22 protein-coding genes are annotated in these 23776 nt (G+C 62.6%); 5 read left to right on the forward strand and 17 right to left on the reverse strand.

Annotated features, from left to right (window positions below; genetic code table 11):
* Nucleotides 1–794 precede the first annotated feature (794 nt).
* The 5 genes from KIO76_RS14865 to KIO76_RS14885 form a co-directional block, all read right to left on the reverse strand.
* Nucleotides 795–1889: an Ldh family oxidoreductase gene (locus KIO76_RS14865; protein ID WP_213323993.1), complete on the reverse strand. Its 1095-nt coding sequence runs from the start codon at nt 1887–1889 to the stop codon at nt 795–797.
* Nucleotides 1886–3121 carry an AGE family epimerase/isomerase gene (locus KIO76_RS14870; RefSeq protein ID WP_213323994.1) on the reverse strand — a complete coding sequence of 412 codons (1236 nt, stop codon included), beginning with the start codon at nt 3119–3121 and terminating at the stop codon, nt 1886–1888. The genes KIO76_RS14865 and KIO76_RS14870 overlap by 4 nt, the downstream gene beginning before the upstream one ends.
* A complete protein-coding gene (locus tag KIO76_RS14875; RefSeq protein ID WP_213323995.1) occupies nt 3060–4250 on the reverse strand; it encodes an enolase C-terminal domain-like protein in 1191 nt (396 codons plus the stop codon). The genes KIO76_RS14870 and KIO76_RS14875 overlap by 62 nt, the downstream gene beginning before the upstream one ends.
* Complete coding sequence (locus KIO76_RS14880) at nt 4247–5017, reverse strand: RraA family protein (protein ID WP_213323996.1); 771 nt, start codon at nt 5015–5017, stop codon at nt 4247–4249. The genes KIO76_RS14875 and KIO76_RS14880 overlap by 4 nt, the downstream gene beginning before the upstream one ends.
* Before the next feature lie 87 nt (nt 5018–5104).
* Complete coding sequence (locus KIO76_RS14885; RefSeq protein ID WP_213323997.1) at nt 5105–6640, reverse strand: ABC transporter substrate-binding protein; 1536 nt, start codon at nt 6638–6640, stop codon at nt 5105–5107.
* Between the two features lie 189 nt (nt 6641–6829).
* Between KIO76_RS14885 and KIO76_RS14890 the strand changes: the two genes are divergently transcribed.
* The 4 genes from KIO76_RS14890 to KIO76_RS14905 are packed head-to-tail and all read left to right on the forward strand — an operon-like array spanning nt 6830 to nt 10303.
* Nucleotides 6830–7573, forward strand: a complete 744-nt coding sequence (locus KIO76_RS14890; protein WP_213323998.1) for a FadR/GntR family transcriptional regulator — start codon at nt 6830–6832, stop codon at nt 7571–7573.
* Between the two features lie 59 nt (nt 7574–7632).
* Nucleotides 7633–8574, forward strand: coding sequence for an ABC transporter permease (locus KIO76_RS14895; RefSeq protein ID WP_213323999.1), 942 nt, complete (start codon nt 7633–7635; stop codon nt 8572–8574).
* On the forward strand, nt 8571–9467 hold the full coding sequence (locus KIO76_RS14900; protein WP_213324000.1) for an ABC transporter permease: 897 nt from the start codon (nt 8571–8573) through the stop codon (nt 9465–9467). Before KIO76_RS14895 ends, KIO76_RS14900 begins: the two co-directional genes overlap by 4 nt.
* Nucleotides 9468–9496: 29 nt before the next feature.
* Nucleotides 9497–10303 (forward strand): NAD-dependent epimerase/dehydratase family protein, encoded by an 807-nt coding sequence (locus tag KIO76_RS14905; protein ID WP_213324001.1) that lies wholly within the window; start codon nt 9497–9499, stop codon nt 10301–10303.
* Nucleotides 10304–10349: 46 nt separating this feature from the next.
* Here KIO76_RS14905 and KIO76_RS14910 read toward each other — a convergent pair whose 3' ends face one another.
* From KIO76_RS14910 to KIO76_RS14960, 11 genes are all read right to left on the reverse strand, one after another.
* Nucleotides 10350–11078: an ABC transporter ATP-binding protein gene (locus KIO76_RS14910; RefSeq protein ID WP_213324002.1), complete on the reverse strand. Its 729-nt coding sequence runs from the start codon at nt 11076–11078 to the stop codon at nt 10350–10352.
* Nucleotides 11075–12841: a branched-chain amino acid ABC transporter ATP-binding protein/permease gene (locus KIO76_RS14915; RefSeq protein ID WP_213324003.1), complete on the reverse strand. Its 1767-nt coding sequence runs from the start codon at nt 12839–12841 to the stop codon at nt 11075–11077. The genes KIO76_RS14910 and KIO76_RS14915 overlap by 4 nt, the downstream gene beginning before the upstream one ends.
* Nucleotides 12838–13878 carry a branched-chain amino acid ABC transporter permease gene (locus KIO76_RS14920; protein WP_349629388.1) on the reverse strand — a complete coding sequence of 347 codons (1041 nt, stop codon included), beginning with the start codon at nt 13876–13878 and terminating at the stop codon, nt 12838–12840. The genes KIO76_RS14915 and KIO76_RS14920 overlap by 4 nt, the downstream gene beginning before the upstream one ends.
* Before the next feature lie 25 nt (nt 13879–13903).
* On the reverse strand, nt 13904–15067 hold the full coding sequence (locus KIO76_RS14925) for an ABC transporter substrate-binding protein (protein ID WP_213324004.1): 1164 nt from the start codon (nt 15065–15067) through the stop codon (nt 13904–13906).
* A 259-nt stretch (nt 15068–15326) separates the two neighbouring features.
* Entirely contained in the window at nt 15327–16712 is a 1386-nt protein-coding gene (locus KIO76_RS14930) for an amidase family protein (protein WP_213324005.1), read from the reverse strand.
* A gap of 34 nt (nt 16713–16746) precedes the next feature.
* The gene (locus tag KIO76_RS14935) at nt 16747–17124 is read right to left on the reverse strand and encodes a nuclear transport factor 2 family protein (protein ID WP_213324006.1); all 378 of its coding nucleotides are present in this window, start codon (nt 17122–17124) and stop codon (nt 16747–16749) included.
* Nucleotides 17125–17244: 120 nt separating this feature from the next.
* Complete coding sequence (gene ribB / locus KIO76_RS14940) at nt 17245–17973, reverse strand: 3,4-dihydroxy-2-butanone-4-phosphate synthase (RefSeq protein WP_213324007.1); 729 nt, start codon at nt 17971–17973, stop codon at nt 17245–17247.
* A gap of 20 nt (nt 17974–17993) precedes the next feature.
* Entirely contained in the window at nt 17994–19136 is a 1143-nt protein-coding gene (locus KIO76_RS14945; RefSeq protein ID WP_213324008.1) for an acetyl-CoA acetyltransferase, read from the reverse strand.
* The gene (locus tag KIO76_RS14950) at nt 19133–19552 is read right to left on the reverse strand and encodes a Zn-ribbon domain-containing OB-fold protein (RefSeq protein ID WP_213324009.1); all 420 of its coding nucleotides are present in this window, start codon (nt 19550–19552) and stop codon (nt 19133–19135) included. The genes KIO76_RS14945 and KIO76_RS14950 overlap by 4 nt, the downstream gene beginning before the upstream one ends.
* Nucleotides 19549–21117: a class I adenylate-forming enzyme family protein gene (locus tag KIO76_RS14955; RefSeq protein ID WP_213324010.1), complete on the reverse strand. Its 1569-nt coding sequence runs from the start codon at nt 21115–21117 to the stop codon at nt 19549–19551. The genes KIO76_RS14950 and KIO76_RS14955 overlap by 4 nt, the downstream gene beginning before the upstream one ends.
* Before the next feature lie 19 nt (nt 21118–21136).
* On the reverse strand, nt 21137–22270 hold the full coding sequence (locus KIO76_RS14960; RefSeq protein WP_213324011.1) for an LLM class flavin-dependent oxidoreductase: 1134 nt from the start codon (nt 22268–22270) through the stop codon (nt 21137–21139).
* A 289-nt stretch (nt 22271–22559) separates the two neighbouring features.
* On the opposite strand from KIO76_RS14960, the gene KIO76_RS14965 reads away from it, so the two are divergent.
* A complete protein-coding gene (locus KIO76_RS14965; protein WP_213324012.1) occupies nt 22560–23012 on the forward strand; it encodes a PaaI family thioesterase in 453 nt (150 codons plus the stop codon).
* A gap of 74 nt (nt 23013–23086) precedes the next feature.
* Here the strand turns inward: KIO76_RS14965 and KIO76_RS14970 are convergent, their stop codons facing one another.
* Nucleotides 23087–23737 (reverse strand): TetR family transcriptional regulator C-terminal domain-containing protein, encoded by a 651-nt coding sequence (locus KIO76_RS14970; RefSeq protein ID WP_213324013.1) that lies wholly within the window; start codon nt 23735–23737, stop codon nt 23087–23089.
* Between the last annotated feature and the right edge of the window lie 39 nt (nt 23738–23776).

The raw sequence follows: 23776 nt of genomic DNA on the forward strand, positions 1-23776 counted from the left end.
AGCTGCAACAGGGATCGGTGGTATATTTTGCTCACACCAGCGTGATCATGGCGAGCGTGTCAGGGGAGCAACAGTCTCGCTCTTCCGTGATTTTCAGTTCACGGCCCCGCATCAGCCCAGTCGTAAAACCGGTTTTTACCCTAACGTAAGAATGCCGGCCACACGGCCGGCATCATGATCGTCGATGGGGCTGACGCTCAACTCCCCTGCGTCAGCCGATCCGATTGTAGTCCGGCCGCAGGGCTAGGGCCGAGCTCCGGGAAATGGTGGCCTGCCGCCCATCGGTGGTCGTGCGGACATCGGTGGCCGGGCACCCATGGGAGGCCGCCCCGCCATGGGAGGCCGCCCCGCCATGGGCGGGCGAGCGCCCATTGCCGGGCGTCCATAAGCACCGGGCGGGCGATAGCCCGCCGCTCGGAATCCCGGCGGACGTCCTGGCCCCGGCCCCATATAGCGCGGGCCGCGGTAGCCCCTCCAGGGACCATAGCCGGGCCTCCCAGGATATACGCGGGGTGGGCCATAGGCGTAGCGGGGATAATAGCGGACAGGGTAGACCACCGGAGGCGGTGCATAGCCATAGTCCACCCACGAGCCGCTATAGTAGCCGGCGCCGCCAGAATAATAGATTGGGCCCGTGCTTCCCGAGACACAGCCGCTGAGGCCGAGAGAGCCAGCGAGCAGGAGAAATCCGGTCAGCGCTCGACGAGCGATTTTCATCGTACATGTCCCACAGCCGCGCTCAAGCCGCCCTGAGCTATTCTGCAAATGTGAGAGATATTCACGGCGAAAAAGCGTCAGCCACCCCGATTCTCCAGAGGTGGCTCGGCACGATCGAGCAGGGCTTCTATCTCGGCACGGCAGCCGAGCCGATCGGCAGCCTTGAGAATGACGGGTCGGGCGGAGCCAATCTCTATGCCGTCCCGGCTGTTGCGTGCATGCAGCGCACGGCCGCGATCGCCCGGCAAAGCGACGGGCCGGTCCGGGTCGATGGGTGCCGCGCCGCGCACCGCGGCGAAGAGATCGTCGAGGCCGGCTTGATACGACGCTGTGTCCTTCAAGCTGGCCGGATCGAAATAGATGGAGAGCATGCTGTTGGTGGGCGCTGGATCCGAGGGATCACCAGCGATGAAGCCCGCGAAGACCTCGGCGAAGACGGCGAGCCCATATCCCTTGAAACCACCGAACGCCATGAGCGCACCGGCTTTTTCCTGGAAGACACTGGGATCATCGGTCGGAAGGCCGTCGGGGCCGATGAGGCAGGCAGACGGAAGCTTCTCGCCCCGCTCCAGCGCCAGCTTGACGGTATTGCCCGAAACTTCGGCCACGGCGAAATCCAGGATGAGGTCTTCACCCGGACGCAAAGGGGCGCCCATGGCGATAGGGTTCGTCCGGAGTTTCCCCTCGCGCGCACCGAAGGGTGCGACGGGGGCCGCTCCACCGCGCCCATTGGCGAAATGCAGCGATGCTATGCCGGCGCGCGCGGCGATCTCCGGCCAACGGCCGTTGCGGCCGAGATGGCCGGAATGGGCCACGGCGACCATACTGATGCCGTGGGCCTTGGCGCGCGCTGCGCCGAGATTGGCCGCAAATTCGCCGACGACCTGCCCGAAAGCCCGGCGACCGCCGATGCGTACGACTGCGCCTGCGTCATGGACGATCTCAGGGGCCGCCACACCGTCGACCTCGCCGGCGAGTAGCCGGTCGACATACAGTCCCGCCAGCCGGACGCCATGAGAGGCGTGACCCATAAATTCCGCTTCGACGAGATGATGAGCGACTGTTTCCGCATTGATGGCCGAAGCGCCGCCGTGCGTGAGGAGCAAGGTGGCGACCCTTTCAAGCGTCGTCGCATCGTAGCGGGCTGGTGCCGCCGCCGTATCCGTGATCATCGCGCAATACCTTTGCTGTCGGACTGCCGCACCGCGCTCCCGTCCGAAATGACACCGACGCAGGTCATAATGTGATAGAGCAGACGCGCCGGCACGGTCCGCGCCAGGGTCTCGCCATGCGAACTGATCTGGTTACGCCAGAGCGGGCCGCCCGCGATGATAAAATGGTCGAAGAGCGTATGTATGAGCGCTGCAAGTGCCGACGCACTGTCATAGGCAGTGCCGTGGCCGCGTTGGCGGCTCTGGACGAAATACTTGATTGCTTCCGTCTGGGGCCATAGCAGCCTGCTGTTTCGCACCGGTGTGCCGGCCGGGTCGTGAGCTTCGATGAGAGCCGGCACATGGCCATCACCCCCATCAAAGCCGTGCTTCCAGCCGTAGGTCGCGAGGCGACGGGCGATTTCCCCCGCGCGCTTCGACTGCCTCATGTCCGCATAGGCGATGAGGAGCCATGCCCATTCGAACTGATGGCCCGGCTCACGGATGCGGCCTGCTTCCCCGGCAGAGGGCGTCCAATCCTCTGCGAAATATTCGCCGATTGCGCCGTCGCGCTCGATCAGCGGCAGAAACAGCTCCACGACCGCGTCGGACAGGGACGCTGCGTCGGCGAAGCCAGCCGCTTCGAGGGCGAGGAACGACTCGAGCAAATGCATATGCGGGTTTTGCCGCCGGGGGAGGGGCACGCCTGCGGTGCTCGGCGCGAACTCCGAATAGCCGCCATGGCGTGGCGCTGACAGGCGCCGGTCGAGCGCGACGAGCGACTTCTCGATCCATTCTGCCGCCTTCGGCTCTCCGAGACGGTGCAGCCAGGCAAGGGCTAGCAGGGCAAAACACTGGTCATAGGCGTCACAGCGCGTATCGACCGGACGGCCGTCGGGCGTCACGCTATGCAGCCATCCCCCATTGTCCCTGTCCCAGAGCAGGCTGGTCACAGCCTCGAAGCCCCTGACGGCACGGTCGCGATAGTGATCTCTGCCAGTCAGGAGTGCAGCATGCGCGAAGGTATAGACCTGTCGCGCCTGCACCCGCGTATGGAGCGCCACGATGGGGCATGGGCTTCCGGCAAAGTCCAAGTCTTCCACGAAATAGCCGGCATCTGTGACGCCGGCCTCGCTCCAGAATGGAAGAAGCACCTCGAACGCCCATCCCTTCAACCGGTTGAGCGCGGCGTCAGCGTCCGCCGATGACCGGGTGCCAGTCGGGGCGGCGGGGATCGGTGCGGAAACGGGCATAGTAGTCGCCTTTTTCTTCGTAGTAGCGCTCGTACTTGTCCATTTTCTCCGGATCAAGCTCCACGCCGAGCCCAGGACCGGTGGGGACCGCGATCGCTCCGTTCCTGTAAGGCATCAGCCCACCTGCGATGATGTCGTCGGTGAGATAATGATAATGCGCGTCCCCCGCGTAGATCATTTCAGGGATGGTGGCGGCAGTGTGCAGCATGGCCGCGAGCTCGATGCCGAATTCGCAACCGCTATGCATGGCGACGCCGAGACTGAAGGCCTTGCAGACGGCGCAGAGATCCTTCACGCCGCGTGGCCCCTCCCAATAATGCAGGTCGGTGAGGATGACATCCGCCGCGCCCATGCGAATCCCCGGGCCGAGGTCGTCGAAGCGGGCAGGGTACATGTTGGTGCCGATTGGGACGCGGATCTGCTTGCGCACGGCCGCATTGCCTTCAAGCCCCCAAGACGGATCCTCGAAATATTCGATATCGAGCGCCTCGAGACGTTTGCCGATGCGCACGGCTGTGCCCACGGACCAAGTGCCGTTGGGGTCGATACGCAGGCCGAATTCATCGCCCAGCTTCTCGCGGCAGAGTTCGAGCACGCGCGCCTCCTCGCGGGGTTCCATGACGCCCGCCTTGAGCTTCATCGCGCGTACCCCAAGCGTCTCGGCGAGCTCGACGCAATGGGACGCCACGTCCTCGGCCGTATTGTCGTCCCCGCCGCCCGGCCTGTCGTAGCGCCAGAAGAGATAGCCGATGAAGGGCACCGCATCCCGGACGCGCCCGCCCATCAGGTCGTGCATGGGCACCCCGGCGACTTTGCCCTGGATGTCGAGGCAGGCGATCTCGATCGCCGCATAGATCCGGGCATTCGATTGGAAATAAGTGTTTCGCAGGATCTTGGCCTTGATCAACTCGGTGTTGAACGGATTGAGGCCGATGATCCTGTCCTTGAGCTTGGCGAGGGCGCCGCGCTGGTCGCCACCACCAACCTCGCCAAGTCCGACGATGCCCTCATCGGTGATGAGCTCTATGATGGTGCGCATGAAATAGCCGGGATGAACCCCGGTGTTGCTCCTGAGCTGGGCATTGGTCGGAATGGCGACGCATCGCGCCTTGAGGTCGACGATCTTCATTCGGCAGGCTCCGTGATTATGGCATGGCCTTCAGCGGGACGGCCCGCCGCGACCCATCGGTTGAAACGTTCGTGGACGGCCGATGTCGGCGGGTAGATGTCGACGATCGGCTCGCCTGCGAGCACGCACATGGCGATGAACTCTTCGACCGCCTCTTTATCGACGGCCTCCTGAGCGATCTGATCGGCTTCGGCACGCGGGATAACCACGACTCCTTCGTCGTCACCAACGATGACATCGCCGGGGAAGACGCTGACGCCCCCGCAGGCGATGGGACAGTTGATCTCCACCGGGTGGTGCTTGACCATAATGGGAGGCGCGGCCGGCGCTGCGTGGAACGTCGGGATGGCGAGTTGGCCGATGGAGGGCGAGTCGCGGAAACCCCCGTCGGTTACCACGCCCGCGACACCACGCACCATCATGCGCATCATCAGGATCTCGCCGCAGGATGCAGCCTCGCTGTCACCCCGCGAATCGACCACCAGCACATGGCCGGCGGGAATGGTCTCCACCATCACCCGTTGCAGGTCGCGCCGGTTGTCCCGGTCGAAGATATTGGTTAGATCCTCGCGATTGGGGATGAGACGCATGGTCGAGGCGAGCCCGACCATGCGCCGCTTGCCGGGCGCGACGGGCTGCACCTTGCGCATGAACGTATTCTTGAAGCCGCGTCTCAGCAGCAGCGTCGTCAAGGTCGCGGTCGTCACCGCCGACAGCCGCTCTCGCGTGAGCGGATCGAGGCCTCCGGGGGAGGTGGTGCTATCCATGCGCTACTCGCTTTGTTCTGGAGAGCCTTGTTCGAAGGTACGGGAGCCAGCAACGCGGGTAGCCGCGCTGCCGGCGGCCGAGGGCCGTCAGTTGGCGATCCAGGCGCGATCGACCAGCCAGTTGCCGCTGAGCTCGCGCCGAACGCCTTTGATGTTCTTCCGCTTTACATCCTTGTTAGCGCGCCAGAAGAAGAACGTCTGATAGTATTCATCGAGCAGTTGCTTCTGGATGTCGCTGTAAAGCTTCTTCCGTTCTTCGAGGTTTGTCGTTCCGCGCGCGGCGGCGACATCGTTGAAGACCTTCTCATCCTTGATGCCGGCATAGTTCGATCCGGCGTTGCGGCTGTAGTAGGTGCTGAAGCTCATGTCCGGGTCGACGCGCGGCGTGTTGGCGCGTTGCAGGGCCATGTCGTAGTTATAGCTCAGGATCTTGTCGAGCCAGGCCTGCCGCTCCATCGTCTCGATATTGACAGTGATGCCCACATCCTTGAGCTGCGACTGGATGATCTGTGCGATCTGCGTATCGGGATCGCGCTGGATGATGGCAAGCGTAATCGGGCCGCTATGGCCGGATTTCTTGTAGTATTCCTTAGCCTTGGCGAGATCATAACTGTGTGGCTGCAGTTCCGCCGGGAAAGCCCAGGAACTCGGTGGCTCGAAGGTGGGTGCGATGACGCCCTCGCCACGCGAGACCACGCGCTCCATGGTCTGGCGGTTGATGCCATGGGCGACCGCCCGGCGGAGGTCGGGATTGTTGAAGGGCGGCTTCGTCAGGTTGAACGACATGTACTGGGCCGTGCCGACATGGTTCGGGACGAGCTCTGTATTGCCATCACGTTCGATCTGCCCATAGTCCTTGACCTGGACGAGATCGCCCAGTTGCACGTTGCCGGAGCGCAGTTCGACGATCTTGACCGTCGTGTTGGGAATGAAGCGCGTGACGACAGCGTCGAGATAAGGCAGTTGCTGGCCCTTGTCGTCCTTGCCCCAGTATTTGTCGAAGCGCTCGACAGCGATGCGGTCGCCGCCCGTCCAGCTCACGAAGCGGAAGGGACCGGTGCCGACGGGGCTGCGGGCATAGTCGGCCCCCTTGGCTTTCACCGCTGTTGGTGAGGACATCATGCCGGCTTCATTGGCGAGACCAGCCAGCACGGAGCCGGACGGCGCGGAGAAATTCACCTTCACCGTGAGTGGGTCGACTACCTCGATGGACGCCATGTCGCCGACGAATTGCCGCGCGCGTGCCTTCTGTGCCGGATCGATCACGCGATCGAGGTTGAACTTTACAGCCTCGGCGTTGAAGGGGGTGCCATCATGGAAGACAACGCCATCGCGCAGCTTGAAGACGATCGACTTCTGATCAGGCGCGATCTCCCAGCTTGTCGCAAGCTGAGGAACGAAATTGCCGGCGTCATCCTGAACAAACAGATTCTCCAGCATCTGCGTATAGACCGCCCGGTCCTTTCCGGGCGCGTTGCCATAGATCGGGTCAAGCGTCGCGGGCTCCAGATCAACGGCTTGCGTCAGTGTTCCACCCCGTTTCGGCGTGTCGTCAGCCACCGCCGGCAAAACCAGGCCACAGGCCAGGGCTGTTGAAAGCACAATCGTTCTCACGCGCTCCATGCGCTCCTCCCCACTTGTCCAAGGAATGACATCGGTTCCGGGGTTTGCCCGGGAGCCGTCACGCCCGCTTGTCTGCGGTCCATTTTTTTGCGTTGACCTTTAGTAAGATGCTCAGCATATTTCTGTCAACGGAGTTCAGACATCAACTCATCAGATCTCTTGCAGATCGATCTCGGGAAGACGGTGCGAATGGTTGATTTTGTTGGAGAGAGCCTCTTGCGCCCGCGGCTTTCGGCCGTTCTCGTCGATCGCATTACGGGCTTGATCTACAACGGCGAATTGAAGCCCGGCGACGAGCTGCCAGCGGAGGCGGAGCTGGCGCGCCGTTTTTCCGTGAGCAAGTCAGTCGTGCGGGAAGCCCTGCAGCGGCTGGCGGAGATGGGCGTTGTCGACATTCGTCACGGCCGCCCGACGATGATCCGGGAGCAGGGGCCGGAACCCCTGGCGCAGTATTTTCTCTTCGCCGTCAGGACGATGTCGGGCGGCTTGCGCGAGGTGGTCGGGCTGCGCCGGGCGCTCGAGACCTATACGGCCAGCCTGGCCGCGCAATTCATCAGCGACGAAGAACTGGACGAGTTGCGCGGCATCGTGGCGGTCATGGACAAGAACCGCACAAATTCTGAGGTCTGGATTCCCGCCAACGCGCGGTTCCACCTGCTGCTTGTGCGGGCAAGCCGCAATACGCTCGTCACCAATCTGTTCCAGGCGCTCAGCGTGCCGATCGAAGAAAGCATGCGCAAGCTGCACAGCCAGCGACATGTCCGGGAGCCGGACGAGACTTTCCGGCGCCATGCCGCCATTCTGGAGGCGATGGAAAAGCGGGATCCGAAGGCGGCTGCCGAGGCGATGCAGAAGCATTTCGATGCGACTGAACCCGCCATTCTCTCGGTGCTGTCGCGCGAGGAGGCGGACAAGGCCGGTTCTGCGGCCTGAGAGGTCCCGGCATCTAGAATAAATCGGCAAACAAAGCCGCCGTTTGATGGGAAACGCTCATGTCTTCATTCATCGTGCGGCGTCTCGTCCAGCTCGTGCCAGTGCTGCTCGTCATGTGCATCGTCGTGTTTTCCACGACCCTGATGCTGCCGGGCGATCCCACCGCGAGCATGCTGGGCGAGCACGCCACGGCCGAGGAACGCGCAGACTTGCGCAGCGAGCTCGGTCTCGACCAGCCCGTCGTCGTGCAATTTGCCAAATGGCTAGGGCGCGCGGCGACGGGTGACCTCGGCCGCTCCCTCAAAACACGGGAGCCCGTTGCCCAGATGCTGGCGGCGCGCGTGCCAGTGACCTTCGAGCTCACGCTCCTCGCCGTCGCGCTGTCGCTCGTCATCGGTGTCCCCCTCGGCATTCTCGCCGCCTTGAAGCGCAACAGCTGGATCGATACAGCGGTCAGCGCGGTGGCCATGTCGAGCATGGCGATCCCCTATTTCTGGGTCGGCATTCTGCTGATCATGTTCTTCTCCATCCGCCTCGGCTGGTTGCCCCCATCGGGTTACGTGCCGTTTCACGTGGACCCCCTTGCCAATCTCAAACTCATGCTCATGCCGGCGATCACGATAGGTACCGCTCAGGCGGCGCTCGTCATGCGGCAGACGCGCGCCGCCATGCTGGGGGTGCTTCTGCAGGACTTCATCCGCACGGCGCGCGCCAAAGGCGCCGGGGAGCGGCGCGTCATCGTCCGCCACGCCCTGCGCAATGCCATGATGCCGGTCGTTACCGTCATCGGCCTGCAGATGGGCGCCCTGATCGGCGGCGCGGTGGTCACGGAAACGGTCTTCTCGCTGCCTGGTCTTGGACGGATGATCGTCGACGGCATTTTCGAGCGCGACTTCCCGGTCGTGCAGGGCGCCATTCTCGTGGTGGTCATCGGCGTGCTCGTCATCAATATCCTGACCGATCTGAGCTACGCCATGCTCGACAAGCGGGTGCAGCTATGAGCGCCATCACCACGGCTTCCACGGACAGCCTTGCGTCTTCCGCCCCCGGCGCGTCGCGCGGCTTCTTTCTGCACACGCTGCGTACCATTTGGCGCCACCGTCTTGGGCGAGTCGCCGTGCTACTGCTGGGGGTGCTCCTGATCTGCGCCGTCACCGCGCCGTGGATCAGCCCCTACGATCCAACCGCGATCGACTATGAAGCCTTGCTCGAACCGCCGAGTGCGGCGCATTGGTTCGGTACCGACGAGCTCGGCCGCGATATCCTGTCGCGCATCATCTATGGCGCGACCGCCTCACTCCAGGTCATGGGCATGTCGATCGCGCTGGCGTTGGTCTTGGGCGTCGTCATCGGCCTCACCACGGGTTACTTCGGCGGCTGGTATGACGACATCGTCATGCGCATCATGGACGGGCTGCTCGCTTTCCCCATGATGATCCTAGCACTCGCCATCGTTGCGACGCTGGGACCAGACCTCATCAACGCGGTGATCGCGATCGCCATTGTCAACGTGCCGGGCTTCGCGCGGCTGGTGCGCGGGCAGGTGCTGGTGCTGCGCGACGCCGAATTCGTGCAGGCGGCGGAATCGATCGGCATGTCGAACCTGCGTGTCCTCGCCCGCCATATCTGGCCGAACGTTCAGAGCAACGTCATCGTTTATGCCTCGCTGAAGGCCTCGGCTGCACTCGTGACCGAAAGCGCCCTGTCGTTTCTCGGGCTCGGCGTGCAGCCGCCGACCCCGACCTGGGGCTCGATGCTAGCCATGTCTATGCAATATTGGGATGCATGGTGGATGGGCGTCTTCCCCGGCCTTGCCATCTTCTTCACCGTGCTGGCGCTGAATTTTCTCGGCGACGCGTTGCGCGACGCGCTCGATGAGCGGCTGAACGACTGACCCTTGAGCCCGAACGGGGATTTTCCGACATGACTACGATTGCCGCGTGGCCGCACGAGGTGCTCATCACGGGGGCGGCCGGCAAGATCGGGCGCGTGCTGCGAGAAGGGTTGGCGGGACGTTACCGATTGCGCCTGCTTGACCGCGCTGATCTCGGTGATGCGCGGCCGGGCGAAGCGTTGGTGCAGGCCGATATCTCAGACCAGGCCGCGATCGATGCTGCGGTGCGTGGGGTCGATGCCATCGTGCATCTCGCGGGCGTCGCGCGCATTGGTGACTGGCGGGCGATCCTCCCCGCGAATATCGCAGCGACTTATGATCTTCTGGAAGCTGCCCGCCGGCATGGCGTCAGGCGCTTCGTCTACGCATCCAGCCATCATGCCGTCGGGTTCTATGGGCGCGACGAAGTCATCGACGAGGGGGCCTTCCCCCGGCCCGATTGCGGCTATGGCCTCAGCAAGGCCTTCGGCGAGGCGGCCTGCCGGCTTTACCACGACAAGTTCGGGCTCGAAGCCGCGTGCCTACGCATCGGTACCATGAGCGAGGCCCCATACGACCGGCGGACCTTGTCTACCTGGATCAGCCCGCGTGACATGGTCCAGATCACGGCAGTGGCGCTTGAGACGCCCGATCTCGCTTATGAGATTGTCTATGGCGTGTCGGCGAACTCCCGGAGCTGGTGGCGAAATGATCGCGCCGAGGCGCTTGGCTACCGCCCCGATGACAGCGCCGACGCGTTCGCCGAGGCGATCCTCGCGAAGCCGGATGAAGAAGATGCCGTCGCCCGGCGCTTCCAGGGCGCGAGCTTTGCCGCGAGCGAATTCATGGAGCGCTAGGCAGGCCCCCGCGCCTTGAAGGACCTGTCAAATCGCCGCGGCCTTATCAGGCCGCGGCACCGATGCCGAGGTAGGCCTCCACGATCCGGGGATCATTCTGCAGATCGCGGCTGGCGCCTTGCATCACCACCTCGCCGAGTTCGAGAACATAGGCTTGGTCGGAGATGGCGAGTGCCCCGCGCGCGTTTTGCTCGACGAGCAGGATGGATACGCCGGCAGCCCGCAGGTCCTGGATGATGGTGAACATCTCCTCGACGATACGTGGGGCGAGCCCGAGGCTTGGCTCATCCATCATCAGCAGCTTCGGTGACGACATCATCGCCCGCCCGATCGCCAGCATCTGTCGCTCGCCGCCGGACAAGGTGCCGGCGAGCTGAGCGCGACGCTCCTGCAGCCGCGGGAAGCGCTCGAACACCTCCTGGAGGCTGCGGCGGACGGCTGCGCCACCTTCCCGTCGGCGGACAAAGGCGCCGAGCCGCAGATTGTCCTCGACGCTCATCGTGCCAAACAGCTCACGTTTTTCTGCGATGAGACAGAGGCCGGCCTCGAGGCGGGCCTCCGCCGGTGCCGCGCTTATGTCACGTCCCTGGAACGTCACGCGCCCTGTTGAGGGATGCAGGCCCATGAGAGCATTGAGCATCGTGGTCTTGCCCGCGCCGTTCGGCCCGACAACCGAGACGATCGATCCGGCCTCGACGACGAGGTCCACAGCATGGAGCGCCGGGACCCGACTATACCCGCACGAGAGCGACGATACTTTCAGGATCTCATTCATGCTGCGCTCGTTCCGAGATAGGCTTCGATCACGGCCGGATGCTGGCGCACGTCTGAAGGTAGTCCTTCAGTGATCTTCTGGCCGAAGTTCATCACCACGATGCGATCGCTGAGGTTCATGACGAATTGCATGTCATGCTCGACGAGCAGCACGCTTACGCCGGAAGCACGGAGTTCTCGCAGCAGCTGGGCGAGATTTTCCTTCTCCGCGTAGCGGAGACCGGCGGCTGGCTCGTCGAGGAGGATGAGGTCGGGGTCCGCGCAAAGCGCGCGGGCGATCTCGAGCACGCGTTGCTGGCCGAGCGCGAGGCTGTTGGCAGGCGCATCGAGAAGCTCACCCAGCCCCACCCGTGTCAGCTGCGTGCGCGCCTCCGCATAGAGCTTGCTCTCTTCTTCGCTCGACCGGCCGAAGGCCGCGGCAAGCGCGCCCGCATGCGTGCGGATGTGGGCGCCGAGCATCGTATTCTCGATGACGGACAGTTCCGGCACGATCTGCACGTGCTGGAAGGTGCGGGCGATGCCGAGCTGAACGATCTGCCGTGGTCCATGCTTCTCGACGGGGCGGCCATGGATCAGAATTTCGCCGGCGTCGCGATCGAGAATGCCCGTTATGCTGTTGAAGAGGGTGCTTTTGCCGGCACCGTTCGGGCCGATGAGCGAAACGATCTCCCCCCGGTTGACCTCGAAGCTGACGCCACTCAGCGCCTTCATGCCGCCGAAAGCCTTGGTGATGCCGCGCGCCGCGATGATGGGAGCCCCATTCGCAACGGCCTGTCTTTCCCGTTTGGCCAAAGGGCTGCTCGACGTGGGCAACGAGCGGCGAGCTGGCTTGGAGAAGCGCGCCAGGAGCGTTCCGAAGCCTTTGTCGCCGTTGAGCTGCAAGATGACGATGACGAGGGCGCCGAAAACGATGATCTCGTAGTTGCCGGCCTGCCCGATCAGCGAAGGAAGCGCGTCCTGCAGATATTCCTTCAGCAATGTGATGAGGCCGGCACCGATCAGAGCTCCCCAGACCTGACCCGCGCCGCCGACAACCGCCATGAAGAGGTATTCGATACCCATGTTGAGGTTGAAAGGCGAGGGATTGAGGAAGCGGAGCATGTGGGCGTAAAGCCATCCGGAAACACTCGCGAGCACCGCCGCATAGAGAAACGCGACAAAGCGCATGCGGGCCGTGTCGACGCCAAAGCTCTCGGCCGTTTCCCGGGCGTTCTTGATGGCGCGCATTGCGCGTCCGACACGCGAGTTCAACATGTTGGACAGGAGCAGGATGGCGCTGAGGGTGATCACCCAAATGAGGACATAGAACGCGCGGCCGCTTTCTATAGCCCAGGGGCCTATGGAAATGGGCGGAATGCCCGACAGGCCGGTATGACCGCCGAGTACCTCCAGGTTGCCGAACACATAGTAGGCGCTCAGCCCCCAGGCAATTGTGCTCAAGGGGAGATAATGGCCCGATAGTCGAAGGGTAACACCGCCGATGATCGCGGCAATCCCGAGGGTCAGCAGCAGCCCGGCGACAAGGCCTAGCCAGGGTGACAGGCCAAGATGCAGGCTGAGAACCGCTGACGTGTAAGCGCTCAGGCCAACGAAGGCCGCCTGTCCGAAAGATGTAATCCCGACAGCACCAGTCAACAGGACGATACCGAGCGCAACCAGGGTATACAGCCCGACATAGTTGAGAATGGTGATGTAGAACTCGGGCAGAACCCAGCCGCCGAGGGCGAGGGCCAAGCCGACCCCAAGTAGACCGGTGATTTTCATTCTCCGTCCTCCATGGGCTTCGAGGAGCTCAGCGAGCGAATGAGCAGCACGGGGATGATGAAGGAAAAGAGAATGACCTCCCTGTACGCGCTGGCCCAGAAAGCGGCGAAAGACTCGAGGATGCCCACGAAGACAGCGCCGCCAAGAGCGATGGGATAGCTCACAAGCCCGCCGATGATCGCGGCAACAAAGCCCTTGAGGGCGACGACGAAACCGGAGTCATAGTAGATCGTCGTGATCGGCGAGATCAGAATGCCGGAGAGTACGCCCGTGGCGGCGGCGATGGTGAAGCAGAGCATTCCCGCGAATTCCGGCCGGATGCCCACGATGCGCGCTCCGGCCCGGTTGATGGCCGTTGCCCGCAAGGCTTTGCCGAGGAGGGTGTTGGAGAGCGTCAACGCAAAACCCAGCATAAGGGCGAGGCTGACGATGATGACCGCGAGGCTTTGCCCGCTGATGACCATGGGCCCCAGTTCGAACGTCAGGTCGCTCAATGGCGTCGTGCGTGCGCCCTCCGGGCCGAAGGTAAGAAGGCCAATCCCAACCAGCACGAGATGGGCTGCCACGGCGGCAATCAGGAGAATGAGGATGCTGGAGCCGGCTAATGGCTGGAAGACGATGCGATAGATGATCGGGCCCAGTGGAACGACGATCGCAAAAGTCAGCAGTATTTGTGCGGCCAGGCCCATTTCTTGTAGAGGAAGAAGCCTGAGCAGCCCGAGAAGCAGAAGCGGGTAGATCAGAAAGAGCGACAGGCGCCCGAGCGAGGGGCGCTGCCGCGCCCGCACCGCCCCCAGCACCTCGTAGATCGCGGCGATACCGCCGAACACCATCAGGACATAGGCCGTTCCGGGAAACAGGCCCTGCTGCAATGTCGCGAGCGTGAGCGCGCTATAGCTGACGAATTCTCCCTGCGGCAACGAGATGACGCGCGTGACCGTGAAGACAAGGATGAGTGAGAAAGCGAGCAATGCATAGATGGCCGCGTTTATGAGGCCATCTTGCAGGAGAAAAAGGGCGATATCAGGAGACATCATCAGCACAGGCTATTGGCGCTTCAATTCAAGGAGCGACGGTGAACTTGCCGTCCTTGACGGTGATGATGACCGGCGCGTCGGCTGCGTAGCCGTTGTGGTCATCGTTTGTCATCGAAACCGGACCGGCCGTCGTGCTGACATTCTTTAGGTTTTCGATCGCGTCGCGCAGCGCCACACGGAACTGTTCGGTGCCGGGGGCCGCCGATTTCAGCGCTACAGGTGTCGCCGCCTCGAGCAGCATGACAGCATCCCACGCATAGCCCGCGAAGGCCGAGGTCGTCCCGGCGCCATGAGCGGCATCGTAGTCCTTGGTGAAGGCGAGACCAGCGGCCTTGGCCGGGTTGCTGTCAGGCAATTGCGCTGCGACGGAGAGCGGATTCGCGGCGATCAACGTTCCCTCCACGGCCTTGCCGCCCACCCGGATGAAATCCGCGTTCACAACACCGGTGGTTTGGTAGACCTTGCCCTTGAAGCCGCGTTCCGCGAGGGCGATTTGCGGCAGGGTCCCCGGAGTGCCGGAAGCGGTGATGAGAACCGCGTCAGGCCGGGCCGCCAGTACCTTCAGGATCTGGGCGGTGACCGATGTGTCTTTGGCGCCATAGAGTTCGCTGGCGACGAGCGTGATTCCTGCGGCCTCCGCGAGTGGCTTGAACTCCTTGACCCAACCTTCCCCATAGGCATCGTTGACGGCAACGGTCGCGACACGACGAATATTATTAGCGACCATGTGTTTTACAGTTGCCGCGGCAGTAATCGCGTCGTTGTAAGGCGTCTTGAACACCCATTTCTTGTTGTCATCCATCGGATAAATGATGGCGCGGCTCGCGCCGAGGCTGATCATGGGTGTTTTGCTGCGGCCCGCGACTTCGACCATGGCCAGCGAGCTTGGTGACGTGGAGGATCCGATCACGAGATCGACCTTGTCCTCGCTCGCCAACCTTTCGATGCTGCGGCGGGCCGCTGTCGGATCCGAGGCATCATCGAGCACGACGTAGCTGACGCGCTGCCCCGCGATTTCCTTGGGTGCCAGCGTGAGGGCGTTACGCTCGGGAATGCCGAGGGAGGAGGCAGGGCCGGTCGCGCTCACCACAATGCCGATTTTCATGTCCGCCAGGGCCGGCGTCGCGAAGGCCGCGAGGACAACGCCCGTCAAGATCTGTTTCATCACACCCATAACCGTCCCCTTCATTTTTGATCATAGTGGCGCCAGCAGGATCGCGGCTGCTCACCGAACGCACATGCCGGCACCGCTCTTCGAGAACGGAGGTTGCAGGGGCAACCAGAAGCGCTTCTCGTCGGGGATAGGGCGTAGAGGTGCGGCCAGTGGCATGGCCATCAAGGATGGCGATCCTGTAAAAAAATTTTTTGGATGTCCATCAAAATTTTACTGCAGAAGCGAGACGCTGGCAGCTCTCTGGGAGAGCTCACCTGAACGTCTCGATCCGCCATCATGATGTGTCGCAGCTTGCGTCGGCCAGATCAGGCGCGTGCCTCTCCAGATATCTGGAGAGCCGCAGAACACCCCTATCGTCGAACCGGCGGCCGACGATTTGCAGGCCGATTGGCTTTCCTGCGGCGTCGGTGCCCCATGGGAGGGAGGCGGCCGGCTGCTCGGTGAGATTAAAAAGGCATGTGGGTGCCCAGAGAGAAAAGGCGGTCTGTCCCTCCGGTGCCAGCCGATCGGCTTCAAAAGCGGTGTCCGCGGTGCTTGGCACCAGCAGGAAATCGACATCATCCATGAGCCGATAGGTGCGCTCGCGGAGACGCTGCGTCGCATTCCAGCTATCATAGTAGTCGGCGGCGGACAGCTCTTCTCCCCTGCGTGTCCATTCCAGGATGAATGGAGAGCGCTGTTGCAGATCTGCCCGCGCCCGCCGGAATTCGCTGAAGCAGCGGACGAGATAGTGAAGCTCGATGGGGTCAAGGTCCTCCGGCGAGAAGGGCGCCTCCGAGATTGACCGCACGTCACTGCCCGCGGTGCGAAGGACAGCAGCTGCCGCCTCGATCCCTGCCCGGACGCTCGGCGCGGTTGTCGCGCCAAGCCCGAGGTCCGGAAGCACAGCAATGCGTACACCCGCCGGATCGACGTCCTCAAGGCTCTCCGCATAGTCGTGGTGCTCCGGCGGAAGGGCCGTGAAATCCCGTGCGTCAGGATGCGCCAGAAGAGCCAGAAGCATGGCTGCGTCGTGGACATTGCGGGCGAGCGGGCCCGCGACGAGCGCCGGATGATTCGGAAAGTGGTACGGCACGCGCCCACGCGAGGGTTTGAGTCCCACAAGCCCGCAATAGGATGCTGGAATGCGAATGGAACCTACGATGTCCGTGCCGATAGAGACTGGCTCGATACCGGCCGCTACCGCCGCGGCTGCCCCTGACGAGGAAGCCCCGGTGTTCCAGTTCGTATTGCGCGGGTTTCGCGTCACGCCATGCCGCGAGCTGTTGCCGGAGGCCAGAATACCATAGTCGCACATGGTGTTCTTGCCGAGGATAACCCCGCCTGCCTCGCGAAAGCGGGCGACTGTGGGATGGTCCGTATCCGCGATGACGCCTTGCTCTGCAGCGGAACCACGATAGATCGGCATGCCGATCGCCGGCAGCGCGTCCTTGATCGACATCGGGATGCCATCGAAAGGGCTGAGCGAACTGCCCTCCCGCCAACGACGCTCGGACTCGGCCGCCGTCTTGAGAGCGCCCTCGCGATCGACGTGGTAGATCGCATTGATCTTCGGATTGATGGCTTCGATCCGGTCGAGGCTCGCTCGCACCACCTCAACGGGTGAGAGTTCACGCCGTAGATAAGCTTGCGAGATGTCACGTAGGGTCGGGAATTTCATCGGATCAGCGCGGCCAATCTCTGCGGGAAGAACGTCAGGTCTCGGTCTTCGATACGAAATAAACTTTTGCCGCGATCCGCCATTGACCCTCAAGCTTCACGAGCGTGAGATAGTCGACGAAAAAGCGCGGTTGAACCGCACATTCGACCTTCACGAAAGCAGTGCGCTCGCTCGACTGATCGATCGACAATACCCGCCCGTAGCGGGGGTGCCCCGCATCCTTCGGCGCCGTGCGCCCTGCCACCGCCTTGAGGTAGTCCTGCATGGTCATATGCGTCAGCGAGCCGTCGGGCTGCGGGCAAAACAGGCTGCATTCCGGTAGGAACATTGCGCGAGTGGCCTCAACATCACCCTCATGCAGGATCCGGAAGTAATCGCCCATGAGAGCTTCTATGGCCTGAAAGTCATTCATCTGGTCAACCTTTGCATGTCAGGCCGGAGCCGGCGGCGAATTGGTGGTATCAACTGTCCTACGCACGTGGATAGGCGGCGATGTCCATGATGTGTAAAGATCGAGGGGGCATAGGCCCGTTCATGCGGCGTGCCCGCCGTTGATGCGGGAGCGCGCGAAAATGAAATGATCGGAGATCGCTGGCTCAAGCTCCCCTCGAAGCCGGAATTCCAGAAGATCGGCGATCGTACCGATGCGCAACCCATGCTCCCGCCCAAATGTGACGAGATCGGGCAGCCGCGCCATTTCCCCATCATCGCGCATGATCTCACAAATGACGCCGGCATCGACACGCCCGGCGAGCGATGAAAGATCGACCGCCGCCTCCGTGTGTCCGGCCCGTTCGAGAACCCCTCCCGCACGGGCTATCAACGGAAACAGGTGCCCAGGTGACACGAGATCTGCGGCGGTACAGTGCGAGGACGCAAGCACCGCTACTGTTGCCGCGCGGTCGGACGCGGAAATTCCTGTCGAAATGCCGTCTCGCGCGTCGACGGATTGTGTGAAGGCGGTCGAAAAAGGGTCTGTATTCGTGGAAGTCATCGGCCGCAAGCCAAAGCGTGCGGCGCGCATCGGCGATAGGGGGAGGCAGATGAGGCCACGACCAAACTTCGCCATGAAGTTGATCACGTCCCGATTTGCCGCCGAAGCCGAAATGACCAGATCGCCCTCATTCTCGCGATCCGCGCTGTCGGCCATGATGACCATCCGGCCGTCGCGAACATCCTGCAGAATGTCCCCGATGGGGCTGATGAAGCGCTGCAACCCGATGATTGGCGGCGCGCAGGGCGGGGTAGGGCTCTCAGCCATCTCTGGATCCGGTCTTGGCGCTAAAGGGTTGACGGACCGCCGAGAATGAGCGTCGCCTGATGGGAGAGTGTTCCTCCGTTGCCATGCGCGATGGCCGTTTCGGCGCCGGCGACCTGACGCTCGCCGCCATCTCCGCGCAGCTGGGTCACGGCTTCGATGATGCAGAACAGTCCATACATGCCCGGATGCACGCAGCACAGACCCCCGCCGTTGGTATTGACCGGCAGCCCCCCACCCGGGGCGATGGCTCCGCTGGCCACAAGCCCTGACGCCTCTCCTTTCCGCGCGAACCCAAGATCTTCGAGGAACAGCAGAACGTTGAGCGTAAAGGCGTCGTAGAGTTCGACCACGTCGATGTCGGCCGGGCCAAGGCCCGCCATCGCATAGGCGCGGGATGAGGATTCCGTTGCCGCGGTGATCGTCAGGTCCGGCATCTGGGCGATTTCCCGGTGCCAGTGGGCCGCGCCACCCCCAAGCAGGTAGACCGGCTTGCGCCGCATGTCGCGTGCACGGTCGGCACGCGACACCACGATGGCCGCTCCGCCATCGCTGACGAGGCAGCAATCGTAACGGCAGAACGGAGATGCGATCAGGCGGCTGGATAGATAATCGTCCATTGAAAGCGGGTCGCGAAGCTCCGCTTCCGGATTAAGGGCAGCCCACTCGCGCGCCGCCAGGTGAACGCGGCCGAGATCTTCGCGGGTCGCACCATATTGGTGAAGATAGCGGGAGGCCGCTAGGGCGTAGCCGCTCAGGGGGACGAGAGGCTCAAAGGGGGCTTCGGTGTCCGGCGTCTCGGCCAGTCCGTTGAGATTGCGGCTCGAGCGCGCATTCGATCCGTACAAAATGAGGACGTGATTGCAGAGCCCGGCTTGAATGGCGGCCGCGGCATGCATCACGTGATTCATGAAAGAGGAGCCGCCAGCCATGTCGGCGTCGCTCCAGCGGGGGTGGACGCCCAGCATTTCCGCGGCCGTCAGCGTGGGAAAAAAGTGATAGAAGGTCGACGCGCATAACCCGTCGATATCGCCCAGCTTGAGACCGGCGTCGCCAACAGCGCGCAACGCTGCGGCCTGCATCAGTTCTGGCGCCGACCACCCAGGCGAGGCGCCTGTTCCGAAGGTCCCCACACCCGTGATTGCGACGGTACCTTTCAAACTCATGATGTCGTCACCGTCGGTATGAGCGGTCGAAACATGACCACGGCCTGGTTGCCATCTTTGAGCGGGCCGAAGTCCGGCACGCCCACGCAGGCCTGCACGCGCTGGCCGATGCGCAGTTCGGATGGGTCGACACCGACGACCCGGGACATCAGACGCGGCCCCTCATCGAGTTCGACAAGCGCGATGTTGTAGTCACCACCGCGCTCTGCGCGGCGGCCGATGATCGTCAGCGCGTAGATGTGGCCGAGGCCAGAGACCTCCTGCCATTCGAGATCGTCTGTTCCAGATCCTGGTGCTGCAACGCGCGGCGGGAAGACATAATCTCCTGTCGAGCGGCTTCTTTGGATGAGAAAGCGTCCCTGGTTGAGAGCATGCTGGAAGATGGCGAAGGGGCCAGACGTGTCAGAGGCTGTCATGGGTCACAGGCCTCATTCGCTTGGCTTTCGAGCTCGATGCACCGGTCGATGATGGCGCGCTTCTGGATCTTGCCGGTTGGTCCCTTCGGAAGCTCGTCCCAGATGAAGACCTGCTTGGGGACCTTGAAATTGGCGATCTTGCCGCGGCAGAATTCGCGAAATGCATCCGGCTCCGCGCTTTGCCCGGGCAACAGCGAAACCACCGCCACGATGCGATCGCCCCACTTTGGATCGGGGACCCCGAACACGGCCACTTCCGAGATGGCGGGGTGTTCGGCGAGGCAGTTCTCGATTTCCGTCGGGAAGATGTTGTAGCCGCCAGACTTGATACGGAACTTGGCACGGTCCTTCATATAAATGAAGCCGTCGGCATCGCGCATGGCGATGTCGCCGGTATGAAGCCATCCGTCCCGGACCGTCTCGACGTAATTCAGGTTCTGGTTCCAGTATCCGGGCGTCACATAGTCAGTCTTGATGAGCAGCTCGCCATCGTTGCCAACTGGAACTTCCTGACCGTCGTCATCGACAATCTTCGTTTCCACGTAGAACAGCGGACGGCCCGCCGAAGCAAGGCATGGATGTCCGGACTTCAGAGCCATCTCGTGGTCCGAAGCGGTCATCATCATCGCCATGCCCATCAACTCGGTTGAGCCATACATCTGCAGGAAGCTGCAGCCGAAGGCCTTCATCGCATCGCGCAGGGTCGACGGGGGCAGCGTTGAGGAACCGTAGCCGAGCTGGCGCAGCGAGCTGCAATCGAACCGCGGGATCAGGCCGGAGGCGAGAAGGTCGGAGAGCATCGTCGGCACGAGGACCGTGATGCTGCAGCGCTCCTTCTCGATGAGCGTCAATGCGCGTTCGGCATTCCATTCCCCAAGGATGGCGCATTTGGAGCCATGGAAGACGTTACGCAGCAGGTGCATGATGGGTATGCCGGCCGCCGGCATGGCATGGAACCATACATCGTCCGGCACCGCTCCTTCGCTGAGCGCAATCGCCGCCATTGATTCCATCATCTTGGCATGGGGATAGATCGCTCCCTTGGGCAGGCCGGTCGAACCTGTCGTGTAGCAGATCATGAGGGTATCGTGCGGCGTCTGTTCCAGCGGCCCCCGCGTCGCGCCCTTGGAAACGAGCGCTTCGTAGTCATGCTCCAGCGCGTGCTGGCCCGCCATTCCGACGGCTTGCGGACGACGCTTCGTTGCCCGGATCGCCGGCAGGATTGCATCCACCAAAGCGGCCTGCACGAGAACGACGTCCACGCCGGCATCGTCGATCAGAGCTGTAATCTCGGGTCCCGCGAGACGGAAGTTGAGCCCCACCCGAATGGCGCCGATCTTTGCACAGGCAATGATTGACTCGGCGACCTCGATCGCATCCTTCGAGATGATGCCGACACGGTCGCCCCTGCGGACGCCGATCTCCTTCAGCGCCCATCCCAGCGCGTCGGTGCGCTGATGGATCTCATTCCAGGTCCTTCGCCGATCGAGCTCGACGTAAGCATCATGGGAGCCCCGGCTGCGGGCTGCGCTTTCGACGAGCTTGCCAAGCGTCAGTGTCGACATCTTCGAGAATCCCGGTCCGTCAGCTGTTGACCTTGTGGATCACGCCTTCAGCGAACTCGATCAAGGCCTCCTGCTCGATGTCATCGCCGAAGTAGCCCACATGGTGCCAAAGGAAGAACTCCTCGATCTTGTAGCGCTCCGCAAGCTCCATGACGTTGTCGAGCGTTTCCTGGCGCGACCCGCCCCAGATACGACCGGTCGGAACGTGGTAGGGCGGCGCGTCATAGGCGTAAGCAAAGAGCTCGTGGAACATGTCCTGATAGCGCTTCGCCTTCTCCGGCGTTTTGCCCATCAGCAGATGAGCGCCGAGCGCAAGCACATTATTGTTGGTCGTGGATGTGCGCCCGGCCGCATGGGCCGCCTCGATGCAGTTCTCGAGGATGAGCGGCATGAAGGATTCTTTGTCAGCCGTCACGAAGGAGACCATTTTTGCGCCTTCCGCCGCCCAGAAACGGGCTGTTTCCATGGAATAGCTGAAGGGCGCATAGATCGCCGGGTAGGGGGTCTGAAGCGGCTTCGGAACAATGCCGCCGCGACGCAGAATGCCCTGCGCATCAACGGCATCAGGACCTCCCCAGTCGCGCGTCGGATTGAAGTTCCACTCCACCGGCTGGGGCATGTTCCAGAATTCGCCTTCGAAGGACGTCAGATCATCCGTCCAAAGGGATTTCACCAGGCGCCAGTTCTCATAGAGTGCGCGCCGGTTGCGCTGGTCGGCCGCCGACTTGTCGGATTCAGCGGAGGTCAGGTCGAGATGTTGCCCCATGGTCGCCGTCCAACGCGGCGTGTTCCCGCGCGAGAAGCCCGCGAAGACACGCCCACCGCTCATGTGGTCGAGCATGGCGATGTTCTCGGCGAGCACGATCGGGTTCATGGCCGTCAGGTTCATGCCGAGCTGGCCCACGAGGAAATTCTTCGTGTGCTGGGCGATATAGAGGTTCCAGAACAGCGGGTTCGTGGTGCACTCGATGCCTTCCACCTGCATGTGATGCTCGGTGAGGCAGAAGCCCTCGTAACCAAGTTCCTCCGCCAGAACCATCTGGTTTCGCAGTTTGACCATCATGGTCTGGAAGCGTTGAGGATCACGCCCGGCCAGCTGAACGTTTTCGCCATATTGGCGTGCGAAGGGGATGGCCAAAATCTTGAAGCGCACAAGTACCTCTTGCGAACGGTAGGGGCGGCAGAAGCATGCGACGGCCGCCGTGCTCAGTTGCGCCCATTGTCGATATTTTTGTTGTACATTCAACTTATTTTTTGAGGGTCACGAAGTTGGCTTCACCGCTGCTCGCGTAGCGAGATCCGCGCCCTTTTAGGGCAGGCGGCGGCTCCGCCCCCATTCCATACACCTCCGGACGGATCAATAATTTGTTGAACATTCAGAAAAAAGAATGCGATGAGTGTGGGAGGCTGGCGCGGCCGGCCCACTAACAAGATGGAGGATCATGGCAGTGCAGGCGAGTGGCGTGGCTGGCGGCGTTATTGTTTCAAGTGGGCCGTACGAGGGCTGGGAACACATTCCACACGAACCGTTCAACGATACGGCGGGACCGTTCTATCACCGCCATACCGAGGACGGGTCACTCCTATGCGGCTTCACGCCGTTGGAGAAAGCATCGAACAAGATGGGCATCGTGCACGGGGGATGTCTTTTGACGTTCGCGGACTACTGCTTGTTCCTGGCAGCTCGCGAGAAGGCGGATCCGCACGAGATCGTCACGGTTTCCATGGCCAGCGAATTCGTTGGCATGGCAAGACCGGGTGAGGCTGTCGAAGGTCGTACAGAGATCATCCGGGGCGGGCGCTCATTGATTTTCGTCCGCGGCCTGCTCAGTGGGGCAAATGGTCCGTTGCTGAATTTCTCGGGCGTCGCCAAGGTCATGCCCGACCGGAAGTAAACCCGCGAGGACGCAAGGGCCTTTCCTGCGCGAGCGAGGCGCGGGCGACGAAGCGAACTCGATCACCGGCGGCACTACGCGTCTTCGCCCAGGACGGCACGGACGAAGGCGTGGCAGCAGGCTTCGGCGCTTGCCGTGCTCACGGCCTCCGGATCGGCATTGCAGCCGATCCACAAACCCTCGACGAGTTGCGAGAAGGAGAGGGCGGTCTGCTCAACATCGATTGTCTTCTTCCGCCCTTCGGCGGCGCGCGCGAAGAGGCGTCCGACGCCGGCCCGGTAGTCGCGCCAGATCTCACGGTAGAGTGCTGCGAGCGGCGGGGACCAGCGTGCCGTACCCGTGAGCGCGACCCAGACGGCCATGTTTTCCTGCGTGCAGCCCGGCGGTGTGAAGCTCGCCGTGATCAGCGCGTGCAGGCGGTCGGAGGTGTTTGGCCCAGCCTGGTTGGCCGCATCGCGTATGGCCGAGCCGAGCTGCTCAGCCATGGCCCGGACCGCTTCCAGCAACAACGCATCCTTGCTGCTGAAATAGTGGCCGATGAGCCCTCTTGAAAAGCCAGCCTTTTCACAGATCGAGCTGACCGTAACCTTGTCGTATCCGTTCTCCGCGATGTCGCGGATCGCGGCTTCAATCAGATCCCGTCGACGCTCTTGGGCAATACGCGATGGTTTGCGGTTCTGCTTTCGCACACGACGCTGGGGCCGATGGATATCAATCTCTGTCATCGCCTGCCCTTTCTCGCTACCCGTGGGTTAGCCGATTCG

This window comes from Chelatococcus sp. YT9 (assembly GCF_018398315.1).
In the GTDB taxonomy this organism is placed as follows: domain Bacteria; phylum Pseudomonadota; class Alphaproteobacteria; order Rhizobiales; family Beijerinckiaceae; genus Chelatococcus.